Below are 23,355 nucleotides of genomic sequence, written 5' to 3' on the forward strand. Positions count from 1 at the left end.
GGCGACGGCCGGAAATGCGGACGATTCGACAGTCGCGCGAACTTCGGGCGCGCGCCCGTACCGACAGGAAACGCCATGACGAAATGGACCGCGACGGACCTCCCCGATCTGGCCGGGCGCACGGCAGTGGTCACCGGTGCGTCGGGAGGCATCGGCCTGATCACCGCCCGCGAACTGGCCGGGGCGGGCGCGCGCATGGTGCTCGCGGTGCGCGACACCGACAAGGGCGCGAAGGTCGCCCGCGCCATGGCCGGCGACACGGAGGTGCGGCAACTGGACGTGTCGAGCCTGGACTCAGTGCGGGCGTTCGCCGACGCGTGGACCGGTGACATCGACATCCTCATCAACAACGCCGGAATCATGCAGGTCCCCTTGGCCTTCACCGCCGACGGCTTCGAGTCGCAGGCGGCGACCAACTACTTCGGCCCGTTCGCCCTCACGAACCTGCTGCTGCCGCACATCACCGACCGCGTCGTCACCGTCTCCTCGCAGCTGCACCGCCGCGGGCACCTGCGCACCGACGACCTGAACTGGAAGACGCGCACGTACAACGCGACCGCCGCGTACTGCGACTCCAAGCTCGACGCGACCCTGTTCGCGATCGAGCTGGACCGCCGGCTGACCGCCTCGGGCAGCCGGGTCCGGTCGCTGCTGGCGCATCCCGGGATCGCGGCCACGAACCTGACCGCCCATGTCGGCGGGTTCCCCGGGTTCATGAACCGGGCCATGCGGTTCATGACCAACGACGCCGAGGTCGGCGCGCTGTCGACCCTGTACGCGGCCGTCGAGGACATCCCCGGCGGCTCCTACGTCGGACCGAGCGGCGTCGGCGGCATCAAGGGGTATCCGGCGGTGCGCAAGCCCTCCCGCGCGGCTCTGGCCCCGGAGGCCGCCCGCGCACTGTGGGCCGCCACCGCCGCGCTCACCGGCACCGGCGCCGGCACCGGTACCGGTACCGGCACCCAACGGGCCGTCACCAACTGAGCGGCTCGGTGTGTCATCGGCACAGGCAGAGGGAAGCCGTGCTCCCGGCGCAGCCGCGCCACCTGATCGCGCGATGCCGCGTCCGGTGCTCCGGCCAAGGTCTGAACGACGAACGTGCGGCCCCTGAGCGTGGTGTGCAGAATCAGGTCCGGCCTGGCCGCCATTGCCTCCGCTGCTCCGGGTCCGCGCGGGTCGAAGAGGCTGCGGTGCCCGGCTCGCATCGACGCCGGAGCACTGTCACCTAAAGTCCCCCGAGAATCTGTCACAGCCTGTGTGAACGGCCCGGCCCACGAAAGATCACGTGCTCCTTGGCGCATTCCCCCGAACGGGGTAGCAGCTCGGAAGAGAGCTCCCTCTGGTTGACACCCGCAGGTCTGCTCACCACGCCCCTCAGGGCTGGGCGTTGTCGTCATCACCGAAGTCGGTGACGTCGGCACAGAGCAGGTGCTCGGCGCCGCCTTCGAGGATCTTGGCCGTCTCGGCGGAGCGAGGGAGCATGGTCGTCTCGTACACGCGGATGGCGTCGTCGACGGTGGCCGAGTTGGCGAGGGCGAGGGCGAGTTCGCTTGCGTCGAGCATGGCGAGGTTGACGCCGACGCCGAGCGGCGGCATGAGGTGGGCGGCGTCGCCGAGCAGGGTCACGGTCGGGCTGTGCTCCCAGGCGTGCGGGACTGGGAGGGCGAAGATCGGGCGGTCGACGTAGGGACCGTCGTTGTCGGTGATCATCTGGCGCATGCGCGGTGACCAGTGGGCGTACTGGTCGAGGAGCAGGGCGCGGATGCCGCCGGTGTCGTCGGCGGTGAGGCCGCTGTGCTTGATCCAGTCGACGGGGACTCGCTGGATGATGTAGACGCGGATGTGGTCTCCGCTGTTGCGCTGGGCGAACAGACCGCGGTCGCCGTCGGCTGCGTGGGCGCCGCCCTGGCCGACCAGGGCGGCGATGTCGGGGTGGCGGTTCTCGACGTCGGAGAACCGCGCCTCCAGGAAGCTCACCCCGGTGTACTCGGGGACGGCCGCGGACACGGCCGGGCGTACCCGCGAGGAGGCCCCGTCGGCGCCGATGACCAGATCGGTCTCCAGGGTGGTGCCGTCGGCGAAGTGCAGCTGCCGCGGCCCGTCGGCGGGCCCGCTGATCGCGTCGAGGGCTTGTCCCCAGTGCACGGTTCCGGGCTGCAGGGAGTTCAGCAGCAGGTCGCGCAGCTGGCCGCGGTCGATCTCCGGCTTGAAAAGCTCGTCGGCTTCCGGGACCTGACGGGACGTCATCGTGCCGGTCGGATCCAGCCGGCGCATTTCCTGCCCTTCGGGGCGGGCCAGCCCGAAGAACTCGTCGAGCAGACCTGCTTCGCGCAGGGCGATCTGGCCGTTGTCGGCGTGCAGATCGAGGGTGCCGCCCTGGTTGCGGGCGTCGGGACCGGGGTCGCGGTCGTGGACGGTGACCGCGATGCCGTGCCGCTGGAGGATGCGGGCGCAGGTCAGCCCGCCGGGTCCGGCGCCGATGATGCTGATCCTGGCCTGGGCGAGTGCTACGGAGTTCATGTGGGTTCCCTTCGTCGACGCCGGATCAAGGCACGGCCCTGTGCCGCGACCTCCTCAGGCACCATCCACGATATTTGGAACAGCTACAAATATGCAACTGTTCCAAGTGTGGCTCCGTACCAATATGCCGGGTAGGGTTGGAGGCATGACAGAGACGATCAACCGCGCGGGAACGGGCGGGCGGCGCGAACGCAAGAAGGCCGCCACCCGCCAGGCGATCGCCGACACGGCGCTGCGGCTGTTCCTGGAGCGCGGCTACGAGCAGGTGGGCGTCCGCGAGATCGCCGAGGTCGCCGACGTCTCGGTGTCGACCCTGTTCAACTACTTCCCCGCTGGCAAAGAGGCTCTGGTCTTCGACGACGACGCGCGTAACGAGGCCGCACTGGTCCGCGCGGTCACCGACCGACCGCCGGGCCGGACCATCCCCGACGCGCTGCGCGCCCACCTCACCGGCTTCGTCGACTCGCCCCAGACCCGGGACCCCCGCTTCGCCGACTTCCAGCGGCTCGTCCAGGAGACCCCGGCCCTGCGCGAGTACTCCCGCACGATGTGGCTGCGCCACGAACACGCCCTGGCCCGCGCCCTCGCCGACCAGACCGGCCGGCCGCACGACGACCTCAGCTGCGCCGCCTACGCCCGGTTCACCCTCGAGATCCTCGCGTTCGCGCGCACCCGCCCCGACCCCGTCGCCGCTGTCGACCAGGCCTGCCTCCTGCTCGACCAGGGCTGGACGAACACGGTCGCACGACACGACCCCGAACCCGGCGGACCCGCCACTGCCCCCCGCCCCACTGGATAGGGCTGCCGCAACCACCACGCCGCCCCAGTTGCCTGCCACTGACAGGGGCAGGCGCGCGCTGTCTCCCCTTGCTCATACTCAGGGCCATGAAGAGCAGATCTCAGCTGGGAAGGTTCCTGCGGACACGTCGGGCTCAACTGCAGCCGTCGGACGTCGGGTTACCGGAGTTCGACGAGCGCAGGCGGGTGCCGGGCCTTCGCCGGGACGAGCTTGCCCAGTTGGCGGGAGTGAGCGAGTCCTACTACACACGGCTGGAGCAGGGGCTGTCCCGGGGCGCGTCGACGGAGGTGCTGGACGCGCTCGCCAGGGCACTTCGCCTGGACGAGACCGAACACCGTCACCTGTACGACCTGGCCGACGTCGGACGCACAAGCAGCGACGCACGAACCCGCAAGCCGCCGCCGCCCGAGCACATCACCGAGACGACCAGGCAGCTGATCGACGCCTTCGGGGACACCCCGGTCATCGTTCTCGGCCGTCGCAGCGACGTACTGGCCTGGAACCGCACCGGGCACGCGCTCTTCGCCGGGCACCTCGACCCCGGCAGCCCGCAGGACCCGGATCGACGACCGAACACCGCGCGGCTGGTCTTCCTCGACGCCCACACCCGGGACCTGTACGAGGACTGGCCGAAGAAGGCCCGAGATGCCGTGGGGAGACTACGACTGGCCGTCGGCCAGTACCCCAGCGATCCGCTGCTGGCCGCACTGATCGGCGAACTTGCGATGCACAGCGCGGAGTTCACTGACCTGTGGGCACAGCACCCGGTCCGCGCCTGGGACACTGCGGCCTACCGCATGCGGCACCCGCTCGTCGGACCGGTGGATGTCACCCAACAGGCCGTCCCGGTCCCGAGCGGGCCAGGACAGCGGCTCGTCGCGGTGACCGCCCGGGCGAACTCCGCCTCGCAGGCCACACTGACCCTCCTCGCCCAAACCACCGTCCCGGACGCGCGCACCGGTCCGGCCGTCGACAACCCGACCGCTGTTTCAACACGCCCGTAAATGCACACCCGTGAATACACGCCCGTGAACGGAGACACCATGTCCACGCTCTACACCACCGAAGCGCTCTCGACCGGCGACGGCCGCAACGGCGAGGTCCGCACCTCGGACGGGGTGCTCGACGAACTCCTGGCGGTCCCGAAGGAGATGGGCGGCCCCGGCGGGGACCGGACCAACCCCGAGCAACTCTTCGCCGCCGGCTACGCCGCCTGCTTCCACAACGGCATGCGTGTGATAGCAGGTCAGCAGAAGCTGAAGCTCAGCGAGTCGACCGTCAGGTCCACCGTGAGCCTGATCACCCTGGACGACGGAGCCTTCTCGCTGAAGGTCACCCTGTCCGCACATCTGCCCGGCCTGGACCAGGCCACAGCCGACCAGCTCGTGGCAGCCACCCACCGAGTCTGCCCGTACTCCAACGCCACCCGGGGCAACATCTCGGTCGACCTCGAAGCGACCGTCTGAGGCCCCACTCTCTCGCCAGTGAGATCGCAACTTGCTGTGCACGGCTTCTGTCACGAGACCTGACCCTTGGGGCGCCGAGCCGAACGTCCTGGCCGTCGGAGTCCGGCGGCCACAGAATCCAGTAGCCGCTTGGCAGCACCGCTGGCTGTCGGTCAGGGATCGGCTACGGGCGTTGCGGGCTTCGCATTTTCGTCAGCAGCGCGAGCAGGGCGTCCTGTTCCTGCGCGTCGAGACCGGCGAAGAGCCCGGAGGCGTGCAGCCGCGTTCTGAGGGCCTCCCACAGTTCATGGCCTTGTTCGGTGAGGACCAGGGTGCGCTTGCGGCCGTCGGCGGGATGGGGCTGACGGGCGACCAGTCCCATGCTCTGGAGCTTGTCGGCCGCCAGACTCACCGTGGAGGGGTCGCAGTGCAGGCGGGCTGCCACGTCCCGCATCGTCGGCGGCTCGGTCCCGGGGGCGAGCGCCCACAGCGTGCCGGCGACGGAGGTCGGGACCCCGAACTCGCCGAGCACCTGGGCCACGACCCCGTCCGCGGCGTTTCCCACCTCCATGAGAACGCGGACGATCTCGGCTTTCCGCTCCACGTCCGCGGGGCGAGTCGTCGGTGCATTCGCGTCACGGTCCACGGTCATGGGCCTATGGTACCGTCGAAATATCAATGAGAAACTCAATGATATTGGGGGAGCAAATGACCGACAGCAACGCCCCTGGAACGGTGCTCGTCACCGGCGGAACCGGCTACCTGGCCGGCTGGGTGATCACGGGCCTGCTCCAGCGCGGCTACCGAGTGCGCACCACCGTGCGCAGCCTCGACAAGGCGCAGCAGGTGCGCGACGCCGTGAGTGAACAGGCGGGCGAGCAGGAAGCCGCGACCGTCGAGTTCGCGGCTGCCGACCTCCTCGGCGACGACGGCTGGGACCAGGCGACCGCGGGTGCCGACTACGTGCTGCACACCGCCTCGCCGATGCCCTTCGGCCCGGGCGTGGACCTCATCACCACCGCCCGTGAGGGCACCCGCCGCGTCCTGGGCGCCGCCGTCCGCGCCGGGGTCAAGCGCGCCGTGCTCACCTCGTCCGCCGTCACGGCCGACACCGGCGACCCGGACACCCCCGCGACCGAGACGACCTGGACCGCCCCGTCCGGCACCCCGCTTCGCGCGTACCCCGACTCCAAGATCCTCGCCGAACGCGACGCATGGGACCTCGCCGCCGCGACCGGGCTCGAACTGACCGCCGTCCTCCCGACGTTCATGCAGGGCCCCGTACTGGGCACGCCGAACCGGCCGGGAACGGTCGAGGTCATCCGCCGCCTGCTCGCCCGCGAGATCCCCGCCGTGCCGAACATCGGCTGGAACGTGGTCGACGTGCGCGACGTCGCCGAACTCCACATCCTCGCCATGACCAGCCCTGCCGCCGCAGGCCAGCGCTTCCTCGGCTCGGGCACCTTCCTGTGGTACCGACAGATCGCCCGCATCCTGCGCGAGAAGCTCCCGGACGAAGCCGCGAAGGTACCCGTGCGCACCATGCCCGACATCGTCGTCAAGCTGCTCGCGCGGCGGAACCCGCAGCTGGCGCTGCTGCTCCCCGAGCTCGGCCGGACCCGGCTCGTCGACAACGGCAAGGCCCACACCGAGCTCGGCTGGCAGCCGCGCCCCGCCGAACAGACGATCACCGACACCGCCGCCGCGCTCATCGCCACATCACGACAGAGCTAGCCGCATGCGCTCCCACCGGTGCAGCGCACGTCCGTTCCAGTCCACTCACTTCTTCACAGCCCTCGCGACCGCCCGGCTTGTGCCGCTGATCCGCGGCCCCCGAGCCGAAGAGGATTCGAGGCGGCCCGGTCAGCGCGGCGGGCCCATGATGATGTTGCCGTACTTGTCGGCGATCTCCGGGTTGGGCGTCACCTGGAAGCCGGGCGGGCGTGGGGTGGACTTGTCGCGGCCGGTCTCCCGGAACATCCCCTCGATGCCGGCCGGGGTATTGATCATGAGCAGGTCGGCCTTCTTGGAGGTGATGCGGTACCCGTGCGGGATCTGCTTGGGCAGGTACACCACGCCGCCCTCGGAAAGCTCGTACTCCTGGTCGTCGCACCACACCAGGGCGGTGCCCTTGAGCAGCAGGAAGACCTCGTCCTCGCGGGTGTGCGTGTGGTAGGGCGGTGCCTCGCCCTCAGCGACGTCGAAGCGGCCGATCATCAACTGGCCGTCCGTGGCCTTGCCGTCGAGCAGCATCGCCAGCGTGCCGCCGTCGAGCCATTCGAGTTGCTGCTGCTGTTCGGGTTGCGCGAGATACACCATGCTCATGGGGGCTCCGTTCAGGTGCGGGCACGTTCGTGCAGGCGCGGTGTCGAGGGATGCCGACGGTCGTGGTGGCAGGTGGTCTCAAGCCTGGACGGAACGCACTCGGTTTGCCTCACATTTCAACCATTTTCATGGTCTGACGGTACGCGCGCCCGCCCCGCCGGAGCCGTCACCATAGTGATCGCTTGGCCGTCGCAGAGCCGACTGCGCGCAGTCGCCGACCTGATCCGCGTGGCAACGGCTCCGTGACCGGCTGTACTCCCGGCGTCAGGACAGCTGACGCGCCATTTCTTCCACGGCGTTGATGACCACGTCCGGCCGGTCGATCGGGATGTCGTGCGAGCTGCCCTGGGCGACGACGAGGCGTCGGTTGCGTGCCCCGGCGACGAACTCCTGCTGCGCCAGGCGCCACAGCTGCGCGTCGACGGGTGTCGTGAACGGGGTCTGGGCGGAGACGATCGCGATCGCGGGGACGCCCTGTGGCCAGCTGAGCTTGTGGTAGGCGAGGTGCACGGGTCCGTAGTCGTCGGCTTCGGCCAGGAGTTGACGGGTCGCCCTCGTTTGCGGTTGCTGCTTGAGGGCCGCGATCTGCTGTTGGTTCTCGGCGACCAACTTGGCCGTCTCGGTGGGGGTGTAGAACTCGGGCAGGCTGGCGTCCACCAGGACCGCCCCGGAGATCCAGTGGGGGTGCTGCCTGACGAAGTAGGTCGCGATCTCTCCGGCCAGTGAGTGGGAGACCAGGATCACGTCCTTGGTGGCGCCCAGTTGCGTCAGCCCGGCGGCGAGGTCCGAGGCGGCGTTCGGGGCCCTCCACGGTCCGGGCACGTCACTGCTTCTGCCTTCCCCGGAGCGGTCGTAGGTGATGATCTCTGATCCGGTCTGCCGCGCGAGGACGGGCACGATGTTCTTCCAGTACGACGCGTCAAGCCCTCCCCCGGCGTCCAGAACGATGGCCGGCAGATGGCCAGGGGTGACGTAGAACGCCAGCTGGTGCCCCTTGTTGGCGATCATGTGCAGGGAGGTCGTGGCAACGCTTGCCACCTTCGATGAGGTCGGACCGGCCTGCGACGCGGTGGCGGCCGACGTCCCGGCCGAGCCGCAGCCGGCGAGCCCGCCGACCGCCAAAACGGCAGCGGCAGCGGCAGCGGCCAGTGCGGGAGCACGCCGTCCACGTCGGCGCCGTGTGGTGGGGTTGGCCACGGGAGATTCCTTCCGCAGGGGCGAATGATCGGAGCAGCCCCAGGGACGGTTGCTGCGATCCGCCGAAGTGTTTCGACGCCCTTCAGCCTGCCGCCGCGCGTGCACCACGGCGACGGTGCTCACCCCCGGGAATCGCCGGGGGACAACCCCACCACGACAGCCGGGCCGGCGCGTCCCGACAGATCAGAGCGCGTCAGGGCAACAGCCCGGCTACGGCGGCGGTTTCACGGGATCAGGGCGATCTTGCCGTGGGTGTGGCGCTGCTCCAGCGCGGCGTACGCGTCGCGGACGCGGTCCAGCGGGTAGGTGGCGGCGATCGGGATCTCGATGCTGCCGGTGGCGACGAGGTCGGACATCTCGGTGAGCACCTCGCTGCTCGATGCCTCTTCGCTGCCGGCGTGCTTCGTGCCGAGCTCGGCGGCCTTGGCGAAGGAGATGACCGTTTCGATGCGATCGGCGGGGATGCCGAGGTCAACGGCGAGTTGGACGTACTCGGGGCCGAAGAGGTCGATGAACGCGTCGATCCCGTCCGGGGCCGCGGAGTTGAGGTCGGCGGCCAGCTGGTCGCCGTAGGGCACCACGATGGCTCCCTGGGCGGTGAGCCACGGCTCGTTGGCGGGTGAGGCGATGCCCAGCACGCGAACACCGCGCCGGGTGAGGAGTTGGACGACGACGCTGCCGACACCTCCGGCGGCCGCGGAGACGGCGACGGTCTCACCGGGCTTGGGGTCGACGGCGTGGACGGCGGACCAGGCGGTGCAGGCGACGACGTAGAGCGAGCCGGCGACGGACCAGTCCAGCGCGGTGGGCTTGCGGATCAGCTGGGCGGCCGGGACGGCGGTGTGCGTGGCGTGGCTGGAGCGCCGCCAGGAGTAGCCGAGGACCTCGTCCCCGATCGCGAAGTCGGTGACCCCTTCTCCGAGTTCGACGACCACTCCGGCGAGGTCGCTGCCCTGCCCGGAGGGGAACTCCGCGGGGAAGCGGTCGCGCATAGCCCCCGTGCGGAGCGTGATCTCGCCGGGGTTGATCCCCGCCGCCCGAACTTCGACCAGCACCTCCCCTGACGCCGGGCGGGGCATCGGGATCTCGGCCAGGTACAGCACGTCGCGGTCGCCGTAACGGTCGAAGCGGACGGCCCGTGCGTGCGTGGGAACGGTGGACATGGCGGCTCCTTGTCTCGGTGGGGCGTTTGGCGGTACGGGAGGGTCAAGGCCTCGCTGCAGGTTCGGTGCGGTGCGGGAGGTCAAGGCCTCGCTGCAGGGTCGGTCCGGTGCGGCGTGGCAGCGCGGAGGGCGGTCAGCGCGGTGGCCAGTTGGCCCAACTGCTCGGCGGCGAGCGGGCCGGAGAGCCGGGCGGCGAGCTCCCGGTCGAAGATCTCCCCCGCGAACGCGCTGACCTCCCGGCCCTGCTCGGTGAGCGCGACGATCGAGGACCGCCGGTCGCCAGGGTTGGGCCTCCGCTCGCACAGCCCCGCCTTCACCAGGCGGTCGACGGCCTGACTGGCTCCGCCGATGGTGATGGACAGGGCGGCGGCGATGTCGTTGACGCGGCAGTTCTCGGTGCCTTCGACCACGAGTATCACGTTCAGATTGCCCAGCGGGACCTCCGCGTCGCGGCGCAGCCGGGCGTCGATCTCGTTCCACAGGTCGGTCTCGAACCGGATCAGGTCGTCGAAGACCTGCCGCAGGTCCCACTCCACGATTCCGCTCCTCCTCTTGGCAGATGCATTAGCCCTAATTAGATTAGCAGTAATGCATCTGCCGCACCACAGTCCCTGCGATGCGTTCCCTCATCCCACCTTCGTCCCACCGCTCTCCCTCGGCGCGTCACCGCCCTCGCAATCGAAGTCAGTGGGACGGCGGAACGGACCGTCCTGTACTTGCACGGAGGGTCGGGGAGGCGACTCCGCATGGGATGCAGCACCTGTTGCGCCGGGCGTCCTAGGACGTCGACGCAGTGCCTCCCTGCCCGGCGCGGACAGCCGAGCTCGCTCGGGGCGCTATGCGCGAGGCCCCCCGGACGGGAGACCTATCTCTTCCTCTTTTTCACCTGCGGTCCGCTCATGAGCCGTACCCGGCGCTCGTCGTGGCAGCCACAGTCGCAGCCCGTGACGTACCCGCGGATCCGGTACACGCCGACGGGGCACGCGTGGGTCTGACCGACATCCCCACTCGCCGAGCACTCGCCACCAAAGAAGGACAGCGCAGGCGGCTGCCACGTCCTGACGCCCAGCGTCGGCCACACGAACGGCTTCCGCGTCTCCGGATAGGGTCTGCGCTGGCTCACGTCCTGGCCGCCAACGGCAGCACCAGCGTGCGACCGCCGAGAACCTCCAACCACGCGGCATAGGCTGTCGTGAAGTCGAGGAACGCGAGGCCGCGCCGGGTCTCTGCATGCCGCAGCACCTCGCCTCGCTCCACCGGCTCAACGACGCGCCATTCGCTGCTGTCGTGATGGAAGACCAGCTCAGCGGGCGTTCCGGTGGGTGCGGGGGTCGGGTGGGTCATCATGCCGCCGCCTCGCTCTCGGCTGGCTGGTGGCAGGTGCACGCGCAGTTGATTGGGGTCCAGCCGAGCGAACGGTGCTGGTAGCCGGGGGCTCGGCACTGCTGGTGCAGGTCGGGCCAGCGGTCGGCACCGACCTTGCACGCTGGTGTCAGGTACGGGCGCGGCAGCGGGCCGGGTGCTTCGCGCTCCCGCAATGGCATGGTCGTGTGCATAGCCACAGCATCGACATCCTGGCGAAATCGCAGCAGAGCCACAGTGGGTACCCACGATGGGTAGACTCACAGCCAGTGACGATCCGTCACCCCTTGGGGAATGGGAGCGGCATGGCCGACCAACCAACGGGGCTACCCGATCGCCTCCTGAGCGACCCCGACTTCATCGACGCATGCGCGGGACGAGACATCGGCACGGTCTTCCGCATGGCACGCGGCCGCGCCGGCTTCTACCCCTCCCGAATCGCCCGCCAGACCGGACTCACTGTCTCTCGTGCGACCGAGGTCATGGACGGCAAGCGATCCCCCAACAGCATCGTCGTGTTGGAGCGCATCGCTGACGGACTCGGCATCCCCGGCCACCTTCTGGGTCTCGCGCCTCGCCCGTGGGAGCCGGAGGAGGCCGTTGCTCCCCTGCCGACCGGGCCGGAGACCTGGGAAGTCCTCGACACCCTGACCAGGTCCACGGCCAGCGACAGCACCCTGCTTCACCTCGAAGCAGCAGTGCTCCGTGGGGCCGCGCTCTACCCCTCCACTCCGCCAGCGCAGTTGATGCCCGACATGGCGAGGCAACTCGCCAAAGTTCACGAGCTCCTCGACCGACCGCAGTCCTTATCGGGTCGTCGCCGCTGCGTTGAGGCCCTGGCCATCCTCGGCGGGCTCTTCGGCCTGGCCCATACCGACCTCGGCGACATTCCCCGCTCCGCCGCCATGTTCCACATGGCCCAGGTCGCCGCCGGCGAAGCCGAGAACCGCCCCCTGTCCGCGTGGTTGCTGACCATGCAGGGCATCAGCCTGATCGCCACACGGCAGGCCACGCGCGGGGCCGAGCTTCTTGACCACGCTGATCAGCTGGCGGCCGACGCATCCCACCGGCGCCGAGCCTGGATCGCCGCCAACCAGGCACGCGCCCATTCTGAGATTGACCAGCGCGGCCCCGCCCTCGATGCTCTCAACCGCGCCAGACACCAGCTTGACCTAGCTGGCCCTGTCGGCGGCCTCGACTTCTTCACCCCCGCACGACTCGACGGTATCCACGGCACTGCCATGCTCAACCTCGGCGACGCCCAGGCTGCGGAGTCCCTCCTCGAAGCCGCGCTCGCGAACCGAGACCGCAGCGACGCGAAGGGGCGAGCGATGCTGACCTTCGACCTCGCGGAGTGTCGCATCCTGCAGGGCGAGATCGACGCCGCCTGCCTCCTCGCCCAGAACGCCCTGAACTTGGCAGGGCCAGCCGCTGTCGAGCCCGCGGTCATCCGGGCCAAGGCGGTGCACCGGGCCATGGAGCCGTGGAAGGAGACGCGGCCGGTTCGGGCACTCGCCGAGCGCGTGAGAGAGTCGCGGGTAGCCGTCCGCGACTGAAAGGACCCCGGGCAGTGGAGTGGAAGAGCTACGGCCGTCGACGCGTCTACACCAGTGACTACGTCGAGGTCTGGCTGGACGACGTCGAGATCCCCGGGGTGGGCCGCGTTGACCACCACGTCCTGACGATGCCCCGGCCGTCCACCACCGCCGTCGTTATCGATGGGCAGGGCCGCTTCCTGATGTTGTGGCGGCACCGCTTCATCACCGACCGGTGGGGCTGGGAGGTGCCGGCAGGTTGGGCCGACCCCGGCGAGGACCCGGCCGCGGCGATTCGGCGAGAGATCGAGGAGGAGACCGGCTGGCGCCCGGGCCGGGTCGAGCCGCTCACGCAGTACCACGCGCTGTCGGGCATCAGCACCATGCAGTTCTCCAGTTTCCTCGCGACCGACTGCACACGGGTCGGAGCGCCGCAGGACGAGAGCGAAGCGGAGAGGGTGGAATGGCTGACGGAGGAGGAGTTGGTCCGTTGCGTGGGCGAGGGCCTGATCGACGACGGCCCGTCGCTGATGGCGATCTCCTACTACCTTGGGCCCTACCGACTGCTGGGCGCTCCAGCACCGCAGACCGACCCGTCTTGACCATCAGCTACGACGCAGCGTCCCCGTCGCTCGACGCGCGTTGCGCTCTCGTCAGCGCAGAGAATTGATCTACCAAATTTCTACCGCTACGGCGTCTGCGCACGCCGAGGGCCCGGCCGAAAGATTGGCCGGCCCCTCCTGCACATGGCTTCTGACGTGCAGTCATGGCAGGTTGCGCGCCATGGCGATGCGCCTCGTTCAGGCGCCAAAGGCCAGGGCTGCACCATGATCATTGGATGCGGCGGCGGTCAGCCGCCGTGCCGCAGCGCGGACTCGTGCTCCTGAGCCATCCTGCGTAGCGCCAGCAGGGCCGGCTCCAGCAGGACCGTCAGCAGGACGGCTCGCTCGGCCCGCGTGACCGAGTCGTCCGCGTCGTTGAGTTGGTCGAGATCGAGTACGGCGGTCTGCTGGGCGAGCTCCGCGTACGGGATCAGGGTGCGCCAGGTGCAGTCCGTACCGAGCGAGCGCAGCGACTCCAGGGTCTCGGCGATGACGCGCCGGGCGGGGGCGTACTCGGAGATCTGCCATCCCATCTGTGCCACCAGCGCGTTCACGTCCGGCGTGCCGGGTCCGTCGTCGGGCTCCTCGTGCTTGTCCACCGGCCTGGCGCCGAGCACGAGACCGAGCACCTGGTGCATGTCGGTTTCGTACTCGGAGACCGCGTTCAGCACCTCCCTGGTGGCGTTGACCGTCAGCCCCCGTACGGCTATCAGGGCCCGGATCAGCCGGAGCCGCCGCAGGTGCGCCTCGCCGTACTCGGCCTGGGTCGCGGCGGTGGCCTGCCCCGGGGGCAGCAGCCCCTCACGGAGGTAGAACTTGATGGTCGCGCTCGGTACCCGGCTGAGCCGGCTCAACTCAGAGATTCGCAATTCGTCCTGCCCTTAACTGGCCACTGGTTGCTGGCGGTGTCTCGCTTCCGATGCTGTCACTCCCCCGCTCTGTAGACAGTGCTACTCGCCGACTTCGAGAGCGAGCATTGCCAGCCGAGCCCGGGGCGCTGGGGCTGGAGCCGGAGCTGGGTGGCACTCGCGACTAGCAATTGGATACTGGCACTGTCTAATATAGATAGTACTACTCGCCAATGATGAAGCGGGGCATACGGTGCCAACTCTTCCCTGGACGATTCCGAACCCGGCCACGCCGAACACTCAGGCGTTCGCCATGGCGTCGCGCTTCGAGGTGCGGTCCGCCAAGGACGTGCCGCGCTTCTTCCTGAAGTCGCTCTCGGCGTGGCGTCAGGTGCGTTCCGCGCCAGGCGCATTGGGCGCATCCCTGATCGCCCAGCCGCTGAAGCGGACCTTCTTCACGCTCTCCGCCTGGGAGAGTCGTGACGCCCTCTACGCCTTCGCCAGGACGGAGCCGCACCGCGGCATCATGAGCGGCCTGAGTTCCACCATGCGGGACTCGACCTTCACCTTCTGGGAACTGCCGGTGGAGGAGCTCCCGCTCACCTGGGAGAACGCCAAGCGGCGCCTCGCCGAGCAGGCGCGAGTGGATGCCACCAAGGGCGACTCCAGCCACTGACCCACGGTCCGACTGCGGGTCGCGGGAACGGCCGCCCGAACAGGGCGGCCACCTTGCCGTGGGTCGCAAGGGCGGAGTACGCCCATCGGCGGCCGTCCGAGCCCGTACAGCCCACGCGTGCAGAGCCTGCCGGCCGCGACCGCGGCCTCGGCCAAAACCCCGACGCCGGGGAGCGACTTCGACGCGACCGCGGCCGTGCGCGGCTGGATTCGCGACCCGGGGTCCGAGCACGGGCTGCTGCTGAAGGCTGACACGGAGTCGGTTCGGACGGCCCAGCTTCTCGACGGGTTCTACGTGCCCATCGGCGGCGCGTTCCCACCGTACCCGGCGTCGGAATCCCCGGAGCTGTTCATCACCTACACGGGTGCCCTTTCGCCTACCGTGGCCGCAACGGCGACCGCGACGGCAGCGGCGACGCCTTTTACGCGTCGAAAGGCGTGAGAACAAAAACCGGCATCGTCCTGGTGGTCTTCTTCTGGTACTCGGCGTAGTCCGGCCAGGCCGCGACAGCTCGCTCGAACCACACCGCGTACTCCTCGCCGTGGACCTCCCTGGCCCGGTAGTCCTTCTTGACCGGGCCGTCCTGGAGCTCGACATGCGGGTTCGCGACGAGGTTGTGGTACCAGACGGGGTGCTTGGGCGCACCGCCCAGCGATGCGACGACGGCGTACTCGCCGTCGTGCTCGACGCGCATCAGCGGCGTCTTGCGCAGCTTCCCGCTCTTGGCGCCCACGGACGTCAGCACGATCACCGGCTTGCCCTGGTTGTCGGTGCCTTCGGTGCCGCCGGAGCGCTCGTAGAGGTCGACCTGATCGCGACTGAAGTCGAACGCGCTCGGCTCGTACTCCCCGGTGAGAGGCATGTGTCCACCTTCCGATCCATCGGTTCGCCCGGCGGCCGCAGCACATCGCCGCGCCGCCGTCCTAAACGGACCCTACCCCGCTTTACCTCCGGGCGAACTGCGACAGGCCGGGCCGCCGCCATGGTTCGCAGGCCGGTCAACTGGCGCAGACGCGCCGGATGAGGTCCTTCCAGGCTCTGACCATCCGCATCTGGATATCGGCGGGTTCGGCGAGATCGGACGTCGAGAGGTAGAGCAGCAGGGGACCGTCGAGGGCGGCGGTGAGCTGGAGGGCCAGCATGTGCAAGTCGGCGCCGTCGAACCGAAGTTGTCCGAGCAACATGCGGATGTGGGCGCGGGAGAGCGGCGTCTCCGCACCGGCCGGCACGGGCAGGCTGCCGTCGAGTGCGGCGCGGGCCATCTCGCGATGGTCGAGCAGGAAAGCGATCCTGGCCTGGCCGTAGGCGATCAGGCGGTCCAGCGGGGCGGCGCCGGGGCCGAGCGGCGGCGGCCCTGCCATCACCTGCTGCTGGAAGGCCTGCTCGTCGTCGTCCAGCAGCGCCTGGAAGATTCCGGCGCGGGTGCCGAACCGGCGGAAGACCGTCCCTTTGCCGAGCCCGGCCCGCTCGGCCAGCGCGTCCATGGTCAGGCCGTCCGCGCCGCCCTGCTCGGCCAACATCGTGCGGGCCGTGGCGAGCAGATGTCTGCGGTTGCGCACGGCGTCGGCGCGCTCGGCACGGGGCGCTCCCAGAGGAAGGACGGGTTTCTCCACAGGGCCAACCCTACCGGCCGGAATACTAACCGGGGTAAAGTCCGTTTATGCTCGTGCGTGGCGACACCGCCTGCGCACCGCCGCCCGGCGATCGGCTTCAACTGCCCGACCGCGCAAGTACGTTCACAGAACGGGAGCACTCATGAGCGACCTGAAGATCGCGATCATCCTCGGCAGCACCCGCCCCGGCCGGAACGGAAAGGCCGTGGCCGACTGGGTCCTGGAGAAGGCGTCGGCCCGCACCGGTGCGAAGTACGAGCTGGTGGACCTGGCCGACTACCCGCTGCCCCACCTGGACGAGGCCATGCCGCCGGCCATGGGCCAGTACGCGGGAGAGCACACCAAGGCCTGGGCCGCGACGATCAACGGGTTCGACGGGTTCGTCTTCGTCAGCCCGGAGTACAACCACTCCACCTCGGGCGTGCTCAAGAACGCCATCGACTACCTCTACGCCGAGTGGAACAACAAGGCCGCGGGCTTCGTCTCCTACGGCTCGCTCGGCGGCGCTCGGGCCATCGAGCACCTGCGCGCGATCGCGAGCGAGCTGCAGATAGCCACCGTCCGCCAGCAGCTGTCCTTCTCGATGTTCACCGACTTCGAGAACTTCTCCGTCTTCAAGCCCGGACCCCAGCACGAGGACGCCGCCACCCTCCTCTTCGACCAGGTCGAGTCGTGGGCGGGGGCTCTCAAGCCCCTCCGTGGCTGAACCTCCCGGCCATGGGCGCACCGGTCCCGGCGGCGGGCAGCCCCTACCCGTCCGTCGGGCCCGTACACCGTCGGCCGGACGTGTCGCTCAGCAGGAAGACGCGGCAATCCGGGCGCGGTGGCTCGCGCCGTCGGAGAGGAATCCCGCCAGCTCACACCCTTGTTCAGCCACGTCGGCGCGGTCGGCCCGGGACAGGCGGCGCAGCGGCGTGACGATCACGGTGTCCGCTTCGACGTTCCAGGTCGCGGCGACCCGGCCGTCGACCAGCACCATGCGCTCCGCGGCGACGGACAGGCCGCGGTGGGCGTCGTCGATGATCCGGTTGCGGTCGTGGTAGCCGAGGATCGCGTTGTCGAACGCGGGAAGGAAGCGCACCGGGGCGGGTGTGTCGGGGTCGGGGCGCGGGGCGTCGGGCAGGTCGAGCAGTTCTCTGCCCCGCTCGTCGCGGAAGGCGACCAGTTCCTCGCGCAACGCGGAGACCGCGGTGGGCAGTCCGGCCAGACCGCACCAGGCGCGCAGGTCGGCCGAGGCGGCGGGGCCGAACGCGGCCAGGTAGCGGCGAACCAGCACTTGGCCCACGGGATCGGCGCCGCCCGCAGCCGTCGGCGGGTCGATCTCGCGATCGAGCCAGGAGGAGAGCAGGACGTTGCGCACTCCCGCCCGCGTGCGCCAGAGCCCGCGCGGCGGCAACTGCGCCATCGGGACGAGGGCGGCGACCAGCATCTCCCCCAGTGCCCGCGGTCCGGGCGCGGGCCAGCGCACGGCGAGCGCCCGCGCGAGCTCGGGCATCGAACGGGGCTCGCCGTCGGCCATCAACGCCCGCCCTGCCGCGGCCAGTTCGTCCAGGTCCACCCCGTACAGTTCGCGGCGGTAGGTGCCGAGGACCCGTAGACGCAGCATGGTGTCGTGACGGGCCCGCCAGGCCAGGGCGTCCGCGGCGGTGACGAGGTGGACGGTGCGGCGCATGAGGTGCGTCCGCACCACGTGCCTGCCGGTCAGCAGGTCCGAGAGGACCGCCTGGTCGAAGGCGCGCAGCCGCGACCAGAGCCCGACGAACGGCTCCTGCGGTTCCTGTGCCTGCAGACCGCACAGGTGCGCGACGGCGTCGTGGGCTGGCAGGTCGGCCCGGTCGAGCAGCAACTGCCGGGCCAGCGTCGCGCGGTTGAGCGCCCGGGTGTCCAGAACGGTCATCGAGGACCTGCTGCGGCGAACTCCCCGGCCCGGGACCGGAGTAGTCGGTCGTCCACCCGGCCGGACACCGGGGAACCCGGGCAGCGGGTCGGCCTGGACTCCGTTCCGCTCCGGCTCGCTCATCCGCACTGGTACCTCCTGGTCGTTGTCGAATCGCCTGCGCCGGGCGGGGTCCGGGGCGGGTGGCCGCCGCCCCGGACCCCGTAGGTCAGGACGCGTGGTACTCGCCGACGACGTCCACGACCCAGGTGACGCCGAAACGATCCGTCAGCATTCCGTAGAGGAGCGCCCACTGCGCCGGCTCCAGCGGTTGCAGGACGGTCGCGCCGTCGCGGAGCTTCTCCCAGTACGCGGTGACCTCGTCGGCCGCCGCGCCGCGGAGCGAGACGAAGAACGCGTTCTCGCCCCGGTTCCACGGCAGGCGCGAGGGCACGTCGTAGGCCATCACCCGAAAGCCGCTCCCCGCGACCACCTGACCCCACATCACCTGGTCCGCCTCGCCAGGGTCCTGGACGGCTCCGGCGTCCTTGTAGGTGACCACGGCCAGGTCCCCTCCGAACACGGACTGGTAGAACGCGAGTGCCGCGCGGGCGTCACCTCGGAAGTTCAGGTGGGTCACAGCATCGACGGACATGATCGACTCCTTGTCGCTCGATTCCTCGTACGGGCGGTCCTGCGTCCCGCGCCACTGACCACACTCACAGGTGAAGCGGACAGATTGTGGCCGCTTCTCGCGGCAGTATGGGGGACCATGCAGAAGACCTCCGCGCGCCTGCTGTCGCTGCTCTCGCTGCTCCAGGCACGCCGGGACTGGCCCGGGGCGCTCCTGGCCGAGCGGCTGGACATCAGCCCGCGCACCGTGCGCCGTGACGTCGACCGCCTGCGCGAACTCGGCTATCCCATCGTGGCCAGCAAAGGCCCCGACGGCGGCTACCGGCTCGGCGCCGGCACGGAACTGCCCCCGCTGCTGTTCGACGACGACCAGGCCGTCGCCCTCGCCGTCGCGCTCCAGACCGCCACCACCACCGGCGCCGGCATCGAGGAAGCCGCGGCGCGCGCCCTGACCACCGTCCGCCAGGTCATGCCCGCCCGGCTGCGCCACCGCATCGAGACCCTCCAGGTCACCGCCGTCGAGCGGCCCGCGAACCGGCCGAACCCCCAGGTCGACGGCAGCGTGCTCATGACGCTCAGCGCCGCCGTCCACGCTCGCGACGTACTGCGCTTCGACTACACCCCAACTCCCCCGCAGGGAACCGGCGACGACGCACCCGCCGCACCCCCGCCGCGCCGGGTCCAGCCCCACCACCTCGTCACCTGGGGCGGGCGCTGGTACCTGGTCGCCTGGGACCTCGACCGTGAGGACTGGCGCACCTTCCGCGCCGACCGGATCACCCCGCGCACCCCCACCGGCCCCCGCTTCACCCCCAGGGACCTGCCCGGAGGTGACGTGGCCACCTTCGTCACCAGCAGGTTCCACGGCTCCGACGGCTCCGGCGACTGGCCCTGCCGCGGCGAGGTGATCCTCCACCTCCCCGCCACCGCCGTTTCCCGCTACATCCGCGACGGAGTCGTCGAGGAGCTCGGCCCGGACCGCTGCAGACTCGTGCTGGGTTCGTGGTCGTGGCCCGGCCTGGCCGCCACCGTCGGCAAGTTCGACGCCGACTTCGAAGTCATCGGGCCGACCGAACTCAAGGACGCCTTCGCGCAGTTGGCCCGCCGCTGCACCAGTGCCGCAACCGGCAGCCCCACTCCACTCACCACGCCCTCTCCAGACGAGTGAACGTGGTGAGAATCGCGGGGAATCGGCGCCGGCCGCTGACACTCGACTTTCAGCAGTGGATCGCCGCGCACGCCGAGCAGTTCCAGCGGCGCTGACATTCCCGGCGCTGGCGGTACTTCACCCCTCGGTGAGGGTGTCCTGGTCGCCCGGCTGAAGGGCGAGGGTGGTGGCCCGCACGTCGGCATGTGTGGCGGCCAGGCTGCCGAGGAGCTTGACGCGTTCCTCGGTCGGGGATCCCGCCGCACTCGTGTAGGCGTACATCATCCATCCGGGGTGATCGGGCAGTTCCACACCCTCGTAGACGAATTCGAGGTCGCCGACATCGGGATGGTGGATGTGTTTGGTCCCGGTGCGGTGCAGGCGGACGTCGTGGGCGGTCCAGCGGGAGCTGAAGGCGTCGCTGCGGGCCGCGAGTTCCCCGATGAGGTCGGTCAGGGCCTTGTCGCGCGGGTTTCGTCCTGCGGCTGTGCGGAGGTTCGCGGCGGAGGCGTCCGCGGCGCGCTCCCATTGCGGGTAGAAGGTGCGCGCGGCGGGGCTGAGGAAGATGAAGCGCGCGCTGTTGTTCCGGGCGTCCGGGTCCTCGAGCAGCGGGGCGAGCAGGGCCCGGGCGAGCGGGTTGGTGGCCAGGATGTCGGCCCGCTGGTCGACGATCCACGCGGGCGCCCCGGTGATCGCGTCGAGGAAGCGCTGGAGCGAGGGGCGGATCGTCGATTGTGCGGGGCGGGAGCGGCGGCGGCTCGGTGAGGGGTTCGCGGCCCGGGCGAGGTCGTGCAGGTGCTCCGTCTCCGCGTCATCCAGACGAAGCGCCCGGGCAAGGGCGTCGAGCACTTCGGGCGAGACGCCGGAGAGGTTTCCGCGTTCCATCTTCGCGTAGTAGTCGCTGCTCATCCCCGCGAGCATGGCAACTTCCTCGCGGCGCAGGCCGGGCAGGCGGCGACGGCCGCCCGCGATGATCCCCGCCTGCTCGGGGGTGATCCGGTCGCGTCGTGTGCGCAGGAAGTCCCGCACCTCGGCCTGGTTGTCCATGTCGTCCACGGTACGGCTGGTCCAGGATCTGTAGGAGTGACTGCCAGTACACGTATAAGCCGTCCCTCGCGCCCTCTCCGGGCCGGTGCTGCAATGGCTGCATCAGGGCGATCCGGACCCTTCGGACCGCCGAGCGCCGGCCACCACGCCAGTCACCACACGGCGTCCGGCCACGTAACGTCACCATGAAGGACAGGGAACACGATGAGCCAGGACCAGAAGCAGGGACGCGTCGCCGTCATCACGGGGGCCTCCTCCGGGATCGGCGCCGCGACCGCCCGGTCCCTGCACGCAGCGGGCTACCGGGTCGCGCTTCTCGCCCGCCGCACGGACCGCATCAAGGCCCTCGCCGACGAGCTCGGCGACGGTGCGATCGCCATCTCCGCCGACGTCACCGACCGCGAGGCTCTTGTCGCCGCGGCCGACCGGGTGAAGCAGGAGTTCGGCGGCACGGACGTGCTGGTGAACAACGCCGGGGTCATGCTGCTCGGGCCGTTCTCCGCCGAGCAGCGCGACGACTACCGCAAGATGATCGAGGTCAACCTGCTCGGGGCGATCACGGCCACCGAGGTGTTCCTCGACCAGCTCAAGGACGGCGGCGGCGACCTGATCAACATCTCCTCCGTCGCCGGCCGGGTCGCGAACGTCGGCAGCGGCGTGTACGCGGCGACCAAGTTCGGCATCAACGGCTGGTCGGAGTCGCTGCGCAAGGAGCTGCTGCCCGACGTCCGCGTCACCGTGATCGAGCCCGGCGTCGTCGCCACCGAGCTGCCCACCCACATCACCCACGAAGCGACCCGGCAGGGGGCCAAGCAGCTCTACGACGTCGCCGAGGTCACCGCCGAGGACGTGGCCGAGGTCATCACCTTCGCCCTCCAGCGCCCCCGGCACCTGGCCATCCACGAGATCCTGCTCCGCCCCGCCGGCCAGGCACTCTGACCTGGTCACCACCCCCTCGCGCCGAGCGAAGTACGCACCCGCAGCGAACGAACAGGATTTCCCGTGAAGCACATCGACCTGCGCGACCTGGACGTCTCCCGCATCGGCCTGGGAGCCATGGGCATGTCCCACGGCTACACCGGCGCCGGTACCGACGACGACCAGTCCGTCCGCACCATCCACCGCGCCCTGGACCTGGGCGTCACCCTCATCGACACCGCTGAGGTCTACGGCCCCTACACCAACGAGGAACTCGTCGGCCGCGCCCTCAAGGGCCGCCGCGACCAGGCGGTACTCGCCACCAAGTTCGGCCTCGTCTCCCACACCGGCCGCCCCGGTGCCACCGACAGCAGCCCGGCCAACATCCGCGCCGCCGTCGACGGCTCCCTCGCCCGCCTGGGCACCGACCGCATCGACCTGTACTACCAGCACCGCGTCGACCCGGGCACGCCCATCGAGGAGACTGTCGGGGCCCTGGCCGAGCTGGTCGCCGAGGGCAAGATCCGGCACATCGGCCTCTCGGAAGCCGGTCCCGAGACCATCCGCCGCGCCCACGCCGTCCACCCGATCACCGCAGTACAGTCCGAGTACTCGCTGTTCACCCGCGACCCCGAGGCCCACGTCCTGCCCGTGCTGCGGGAGTTGAACATCGGCTTCGTGCCCTTCTCGCCGCTCGGGCGCGGCTTCCTGACCGGCACGATCCGCTCCATCGGGCAGTTCGACCCCAACGACTTCCGCGCCGACAACCCGCGGTTCACCGGCGAGAACTTCCAGCACAACCTGCGCCTGGCCGACCAGGTCGCCGCCGTCGCAGCCGAGATCGGCGCCACCCCGGCACAGGTCGCCCTCGCCTGGCTACTCGCCCAGGGCGACGACATCGCGCCCATCCCCGGCACCCGCCGCGTCGCCCGGGTCGAGGAGAACGCCGGCGCCGACGCCGTCCGCCTCACCGACGACCAGCTCACCGCGCTGAGCAGCCTGCCCCCGGCCGCCGGCGACACCCACAACGAGGCCGGCATGCGGATGATGGAGCGCTGATAAGAGCGACCTCTTCACCCACCCCGGCGGCTCGCGCGGTGGTCACCCCGTGTGGGTATGAGCCGCCGGACTCAGGGGTGGCGTGCGACGAAACGACGAGCAGCCAGATTCAACGCCAACGATCGGACGTCGAGACCCGATCGGTCGCACCTGTCAGGCGTCCGCGACTGTGTCGAGGCGGCCGGCCTTCGCGTCCCCGATCAGGGAGGCGAACTGGTCGGCGCTCATCTGGATCCTCTGGCCGAAGTCGTCGGTCAGAACGATCCGTCGCTCCGCAGAGGCAGCGGCATCCACGAACAGCTGCGGGCAGCCGCAGTCGCAGTTGCCGCAGAACGTGGCGACCGGCTCCAGCTCGTTCATTCCGCTCATCTCGACTCCCTACGCACAATGCTCCGGCAGCCGCCCGGCCGGCGACCCACAGCCCTGGGCGTACCCGGCCTTTCACCCCGGAACCAATCCGCGCCCTCAACCCTGAAGCACGCATCGCTCAGGGATCTGCAACCGCGCGCCCCCTGTGCATTCCCGCCCGGGGTATCCGCCGTCCTCTTCTCGGACGGGATCCCGTGCTTCGGGAGGGGCGTGCCGGCCGC

27 protein-coding genes are annotated in these 23,355 nt (G+C 70.1%); 13 read left to right on the plus strand and 14 right to left on the minus strand.

The window, feature by feature from the left end; genetic code table 11:
* The first annotated feature begins 75 nt into the window (after window positions 1-75).
* The gene (locus ABH928_RS09485; protein ID WP_370064176.1) at window positions 76-984 is read left to right on the plus strand and encodes an oxidoreductase; all 909 of its coding nucleotides are present in this window, start codon (window positions 76-78) and stop codon (window positions 982-984) included.
* 390 nt (window positions 985-1,374) lie between these two features.
* On the opposite strand, the gene ABH928_RS09490 is transcribed toward ABH928_RS09485, so the two are convergent.
* Complete coding sequence (locus ABH928_RS09490) at window positions 1,375-2,520, minus strand: FAD-dependent oxidoreductase (RefSeq protein ID WP_370064178.1); 1,146 nt, start codon at window positions 2,518-2,520, stop codon at window positions 1,375-1,377.
* Between the two features lie 145 nt (window positions 2,521-2,665).
* On the opposite strand from ABH928_RS09490, the gene ABH928_RS09495 reads away from it, so the two are divergent.
* The 3 genes from ABH928_RS09495 (at window position 2,666) to ABH928_RS09505 (ending at window position 4,785) form a co-directional block, all read left to right on the plus strand.
* On the plus strand, window positions 2,666-3,319 hold the full coding sequence (locus tag ABH928_RS09495; RefSeq protein WP_370064180.1) for a TetR/AcrR family transcriptional regulator: 654 nt from the start codon (window positions 2,666-2,668) through the stop codon (window positions 3,317-3,319).
* 86 nt (window positions 3,320-3,405) lie between these two features.
* A complete protein-coding gene (locus ABH928_RS09500; RefSeq protein ID WP_370064182.1) occupies window positions 3,406-4,323 on the plus strand; it encodes a helix-turn-helix transcriptional regulator in 918 nt (305 codons plus the stop codon).
* A 39-nt stretch (window positions 4,324-4,362) separates the two neighbouring features.
* The gene (locus tag ABH928_RS09505; RefSeq protein ID WP_370064184.1) at window positions 4,363-4,785 is read left to right on the plus strand and encodes an organic hydroperoxide resistance protein; all 423 of its coding nucleotides are present in this window, start codon (window positions 4,363-4,365) and stop codon (window positions 4,783-4,785) included.
* 163 nt (window positions 4,786-4,948) lie between these two features.
* Here the strand turns inward: ABH928_RS09505 and ABH928_RS09510 are convergent, their stop codons facing one another.
* A complete protein-coding gene (locus ABH928_RS09510) occupies window positions 4,949-5,416 on the minus strand; it encodes a MarR family winged helix-turn-helix transcriptional regulator (protein WP_370064186.1) in 468 nt (155 codons plus the stop codon).
* 56 nt (window positions 5,417-5,472) lie between these two features.
* Between ABH928_RS09510 and ABH928_RS09515 the strand changes: the two genes are divergently transcribed.
* The gene (locus ABH928_RS09515) at window positions 5,473-6,498 is read left to right on the plus strand and encodes an NAD-dependent epimerase/dehydratase family protein (RefSeq protein WP_370064188.1); all 1,026 of its coding nucleotides are present in this window, start codon (window positions 5,473-5,475) and stop codon (window positions 6,496-6,498) included.
* Window positions 6,499-6,627: 129 nt separating this feature from the next.
* Here ABH928_RS09515 and ABH928_RS09520 read toward each other — a convergent pair whose 3' ends face one another.
* The 5 genes from ABH928_RS09520 to ABH928_RS09540 form a co-directional block, all read right to left on the minus strand.
* Window positions 6,628-7,089 carry a cupin domain-containing protein gene (locus ABH928_RS09520; protein ID WP_370064190.1) on the minus strand — a complete coding sequence of 154 codons (462 nt, stop codon included), beginning with the start codon at window positions 7,087-7,089 and terminating at the stop codon, window positions 6,628-6,630.
* A gap of 264 nt (window positions 7,090-7,353) precedes the next feature.
* Complete coding sequence (locus tag ABH928_RS09525) at window positions 7,354-8,286, minus strand: alpha/beta fold hydrolase (protein ID WP_370064192.1); 933 nt, start codon at window positions 8,284-8,286, stop codon at window positions 7,354-7,356.
* 224 nt (window positions 8,287-8,510) lie between these two features.
* Window positions 8,511-9,449, minus strand: a complete 939-nt coding sequence (locus ABH928_RS09530; protein ID WP_370064194.1) for an NADP-dependent oxidoreductase — start codon at window positions 9,447-9,449, stop codon at window positions 8,511-8,513.
* 80 nt (window positions 9,450-9,529) lie between these two features.
* Entirely contained in the window at window positions 9,530-9,985 is a 456-nt protein-coding gene (locus ABH928_RS09535; protein ID WP_370064196.1) for a MarR family winged helix-turn-helix transcriptional regulator, read from the minus strand.
* A gap of 583 nt (window positions 9,986-10,568) precedes the next feature.
* Window positions 10,569-10,796 carry a hypothetical protein gene (locus ABH928_RS09540; protein WP_370064198.1) on the minus strand — a complete coding sequence of 76 codons (228 nt, stop codon included), beginning with the start codon at window positions 10,794-10,796 and terminating at the stop codon, window positions 10,569-10,571.
* A gap of 320 nt (window positions 10,797-11,116) precedes the next feature.
* Between ABH928_RS09540 and ABH928_RS09545 the strand changes: the two genes are divergently transcribed.
* Together ABH928_RS09545 and ABH928_RS09550 are read left to right on the plus strand one after the other, a co-directional pair.
* Window positions 11,117-12,367, plus strand: a complete 1,251-nt coding sequence (locus ABH928_RS09545) for a helix-turn-helix domain-containing protein (protein ID WP_370064200.1) — start codon at window positions 11,117-11,119, stop codon at window positions 12,365-12,367.
* A gap of 14 nt (window positions 12,368-12,381) precedes the next feature.
* Window positions 12,382-12,948 (plus strand): NUDIX hydrolase, encoded by a 567-nt coding sequence (locus tag ABH928_RS09550; RefSeq protein ID WP_370064202.1) that lies wholly within the window; start codon window positions 12,382-12,384, stop codon window positions 12,946-12,948.
* A 248-nt stretch (window positions 12,949-13,196) separates the two neighbouring features.
* On the opposite strand, the gene ABH928_RS09555 is transcribed toward ABH928_RS09550, so the two are convergent.
* Window positions 13,197-13,817 (minus strand): MerR family transcriptional regulator, encoded by a 621-nt coding sequence (locus tag ABH928_RS09555; RefSeq protein WP_370064204.1) that lies wholly within the window; start codon window positions 13,815-13,817, stop codon window positions 13,197-13,199.
* Between the two features lie 232 nt (window positions 13,818-14,049).
* Between ABH928_RS09555 and ABH928_RS09560 the strand changes: the two genes are divergently transcribed.
* Together ABH928_RS09560 and ABH928_RS09565 are read left to right on the plus strand one after the other, a co-directional pair.
* Entirely contained in the window at window positions 14,050-14,472 is a 423-nt protein-coding gene (locus ABH928_RS09560) for a DUF3291 domain-containing protein (RefSeq protein WP_370064206.1), read from the plus strand.
* Window positions 14,473-14,589: 117 nt separating this feature from the next.
* The gene (locus ABH928_RS09565) at window positions 14,590-14,913 is read left to right on the plus strand and encodes a hypothetical protein (protein WP_370064208.1); all 324 of its coding nucleotides are present in this window, start codon (window positions 14,590-14,592) and stop codon (window positions 14,911-14,913) included.
* Here ABH928_RS09565 and ABH928_RS09570 read toward each other — a convergent pair.
* Both ABH928_RS09570 and ABH928_RS09575 read right to left on the minus strand, forming a co-directional pair.
* A complete protein-coding gene (locus ABH928_RS09570) occupies window positions 14,894-15,334 on the minus strand; it encodes a nitroreductase family deazaflavin-dependent oxidoreductase (RefSeq protein ID WP_370064210.1) in 441 nt (146 codons plus the stop codon). The genes ABH928_RS09565 and ABH928_RS09570 overlap by 20 nt on opposite strands.
* Before the next feature lie 136 nt (window positions 15,335-15,470).
* The gene (locus tag ABH928_RS09575) at window positions 15,471-16,085 is read right to left on the minus strand and encodes a TetR/AcrR family transcriptional regulator (protein ID WP_370064212.1); all 615 of its coding nucleotides are present in this window, start codon (window positions 16,083-16,085) and stop codon (window positions 15,471-15,473) included.
* Between the two features lie 142 nt (window positions 16,086-16,227).
* Here ABH928_RS09575 and ABH928_RS09580 point away from each other — a divergent pair, with 142 nt between their 5' ends.
* Window positions 16,228-16,791 (plus strand): NADPH-dependent FMN reductase, encoded by a 564-nt coding sequence (locus ABH928_RS09580; protein WP_370064214.1) that lies wholly within the window; start codon window positions 16,228-16,230, stop codon window positions 16,789-16,791.
* 87 nt (window positions 16,792-16,878) lie between these two features.
* On the opposite strand, the gene ABH928_RS09585 is transcribed toward ABH928_RS09580, so the two are convergent.
* Together ABH928_RS09585 and ABH928_RS09590 are read right to left on the minus strand one after the other, a co-directional pair.
* Window positions 16,879-17,982, minus strand: a complete 1,104-nt coding sequence (locus ABH928_RS09585; RefSeq protein ID WP_370064216.1) for a winged helix DNA-binding domain-containing protein — start codon at window positions 17,980-17,982, stop codon at window positions 16,879-16,881.
* Window positions 17,983-18,190: 208 nt separating this feature from the next.
* Window positions 18,191-18,616, minus strand: a complete 426-nt coding sequence (locus ABH928_RS09590) for a VOC family protein (RefSeq protein ID WP_370064218.1) — start codon at window positions 18,614-18,616, stop codon at window positions 18,191-18,193.
* Window positions 18,617-18,733: 117 nt separating this feature from the next.
* Between ABH928_RS09590 and ABH928_RS09595 the strand changes: the two genes are divergently transcribed.
* Window positions 18,734-19,762 carry a helix-turn-helix transcriptional regulator gene (locus ABH928_RS09595; RefSeq protein ID WP_370064220.1) on the plus strand — a complete coding sequence of 343 codons (1,029 nt, stop codon included), beginning with the start codon at window positions 18,734-18,736 and terminating at the stop codon, window positions 19,760-19,762.
* A gap of 117 nt (window positions 19,763-19,879) precedes the next feature.
* On the opposite strand, the gene ABH928_RS09600 is transcribed toward ABH928_RS09595, so the two are convergent.
* Window positions 19,880-20,788 carry a helix-turn-helix transcriptional regulator gene (locus ABH928_RS09600; protein ID WP_370064222.1) on the minus strand — a complete coding sequence of 303 codons (909 nt, stop codon included), beginning with the start codon at window positions 20,786-20,788 and terminating at the stop codon, window positions 19,880-19,882.
* Window positions 20,789-20,992: 204 nt separating this feature from the next.
* Here ABH928_RS09600 and ABH928_RS09605 point away from each other — a divergent pair, with 204 nt between their 5' ends.
* Together ABH928_RS09605 and ABH928_RS09610 are read left to right on the plus strand one after the other, a co-directional pair.
* Window positions 20,993-21,727 (plus strand): SDR family oxidoreductase, encoded by a 735-nt coding sequence (locus ABH928_RS09605; RefSeq protein ID WP_370064224.1) that lies wholly within the window; start codon window positions 20,993-20,995, stop codon window positions 21,725-21,727.
* 63 nt (window positions 21,728-21,790) lie between these two features.
* On the plus strand, window positions 21,791-22,765 hold the full coding sequence (locus tag ABH928_RS09610) for an aldo/keto reductase (protein WP_370064226.1): 975 nt from the start codon (window positions 21,791-21,793) through the stop codon (window positions 22,763-22,765).
* A 153-nt stretch (window positions 22,766-22,918) separates the two neighbouring features.
* Here the strand turns inward: ABH928_RS09610 and ABH928_RS09615 are convergent, their stop codons facing one another.
* Window positions 22,919-23,134 carry a hypothetical protein gene (locus ABH928_RS09615; protein ID WP_370064228.1) on the minus strand — a complete coding sequence of 72 codons (216 nt, stop codon included), beginning with the start codon at window positions 23,132-23,134 and terminating at the stop codon, window positions 22,919-22,921.
* Window positions 23,135-23,355: the final 221 nt, after the last annotated feature.

The organism is Streptacidiphilus sp. MAP5-3, assembly GCF_041262505.1.
In the GTDB taxonomy this organism is placed as follows: Bacteria; Actinomycetota; Actinomycetes; order Streptomycetales; family Streptomycetaceae; genus Streptacidiphilus.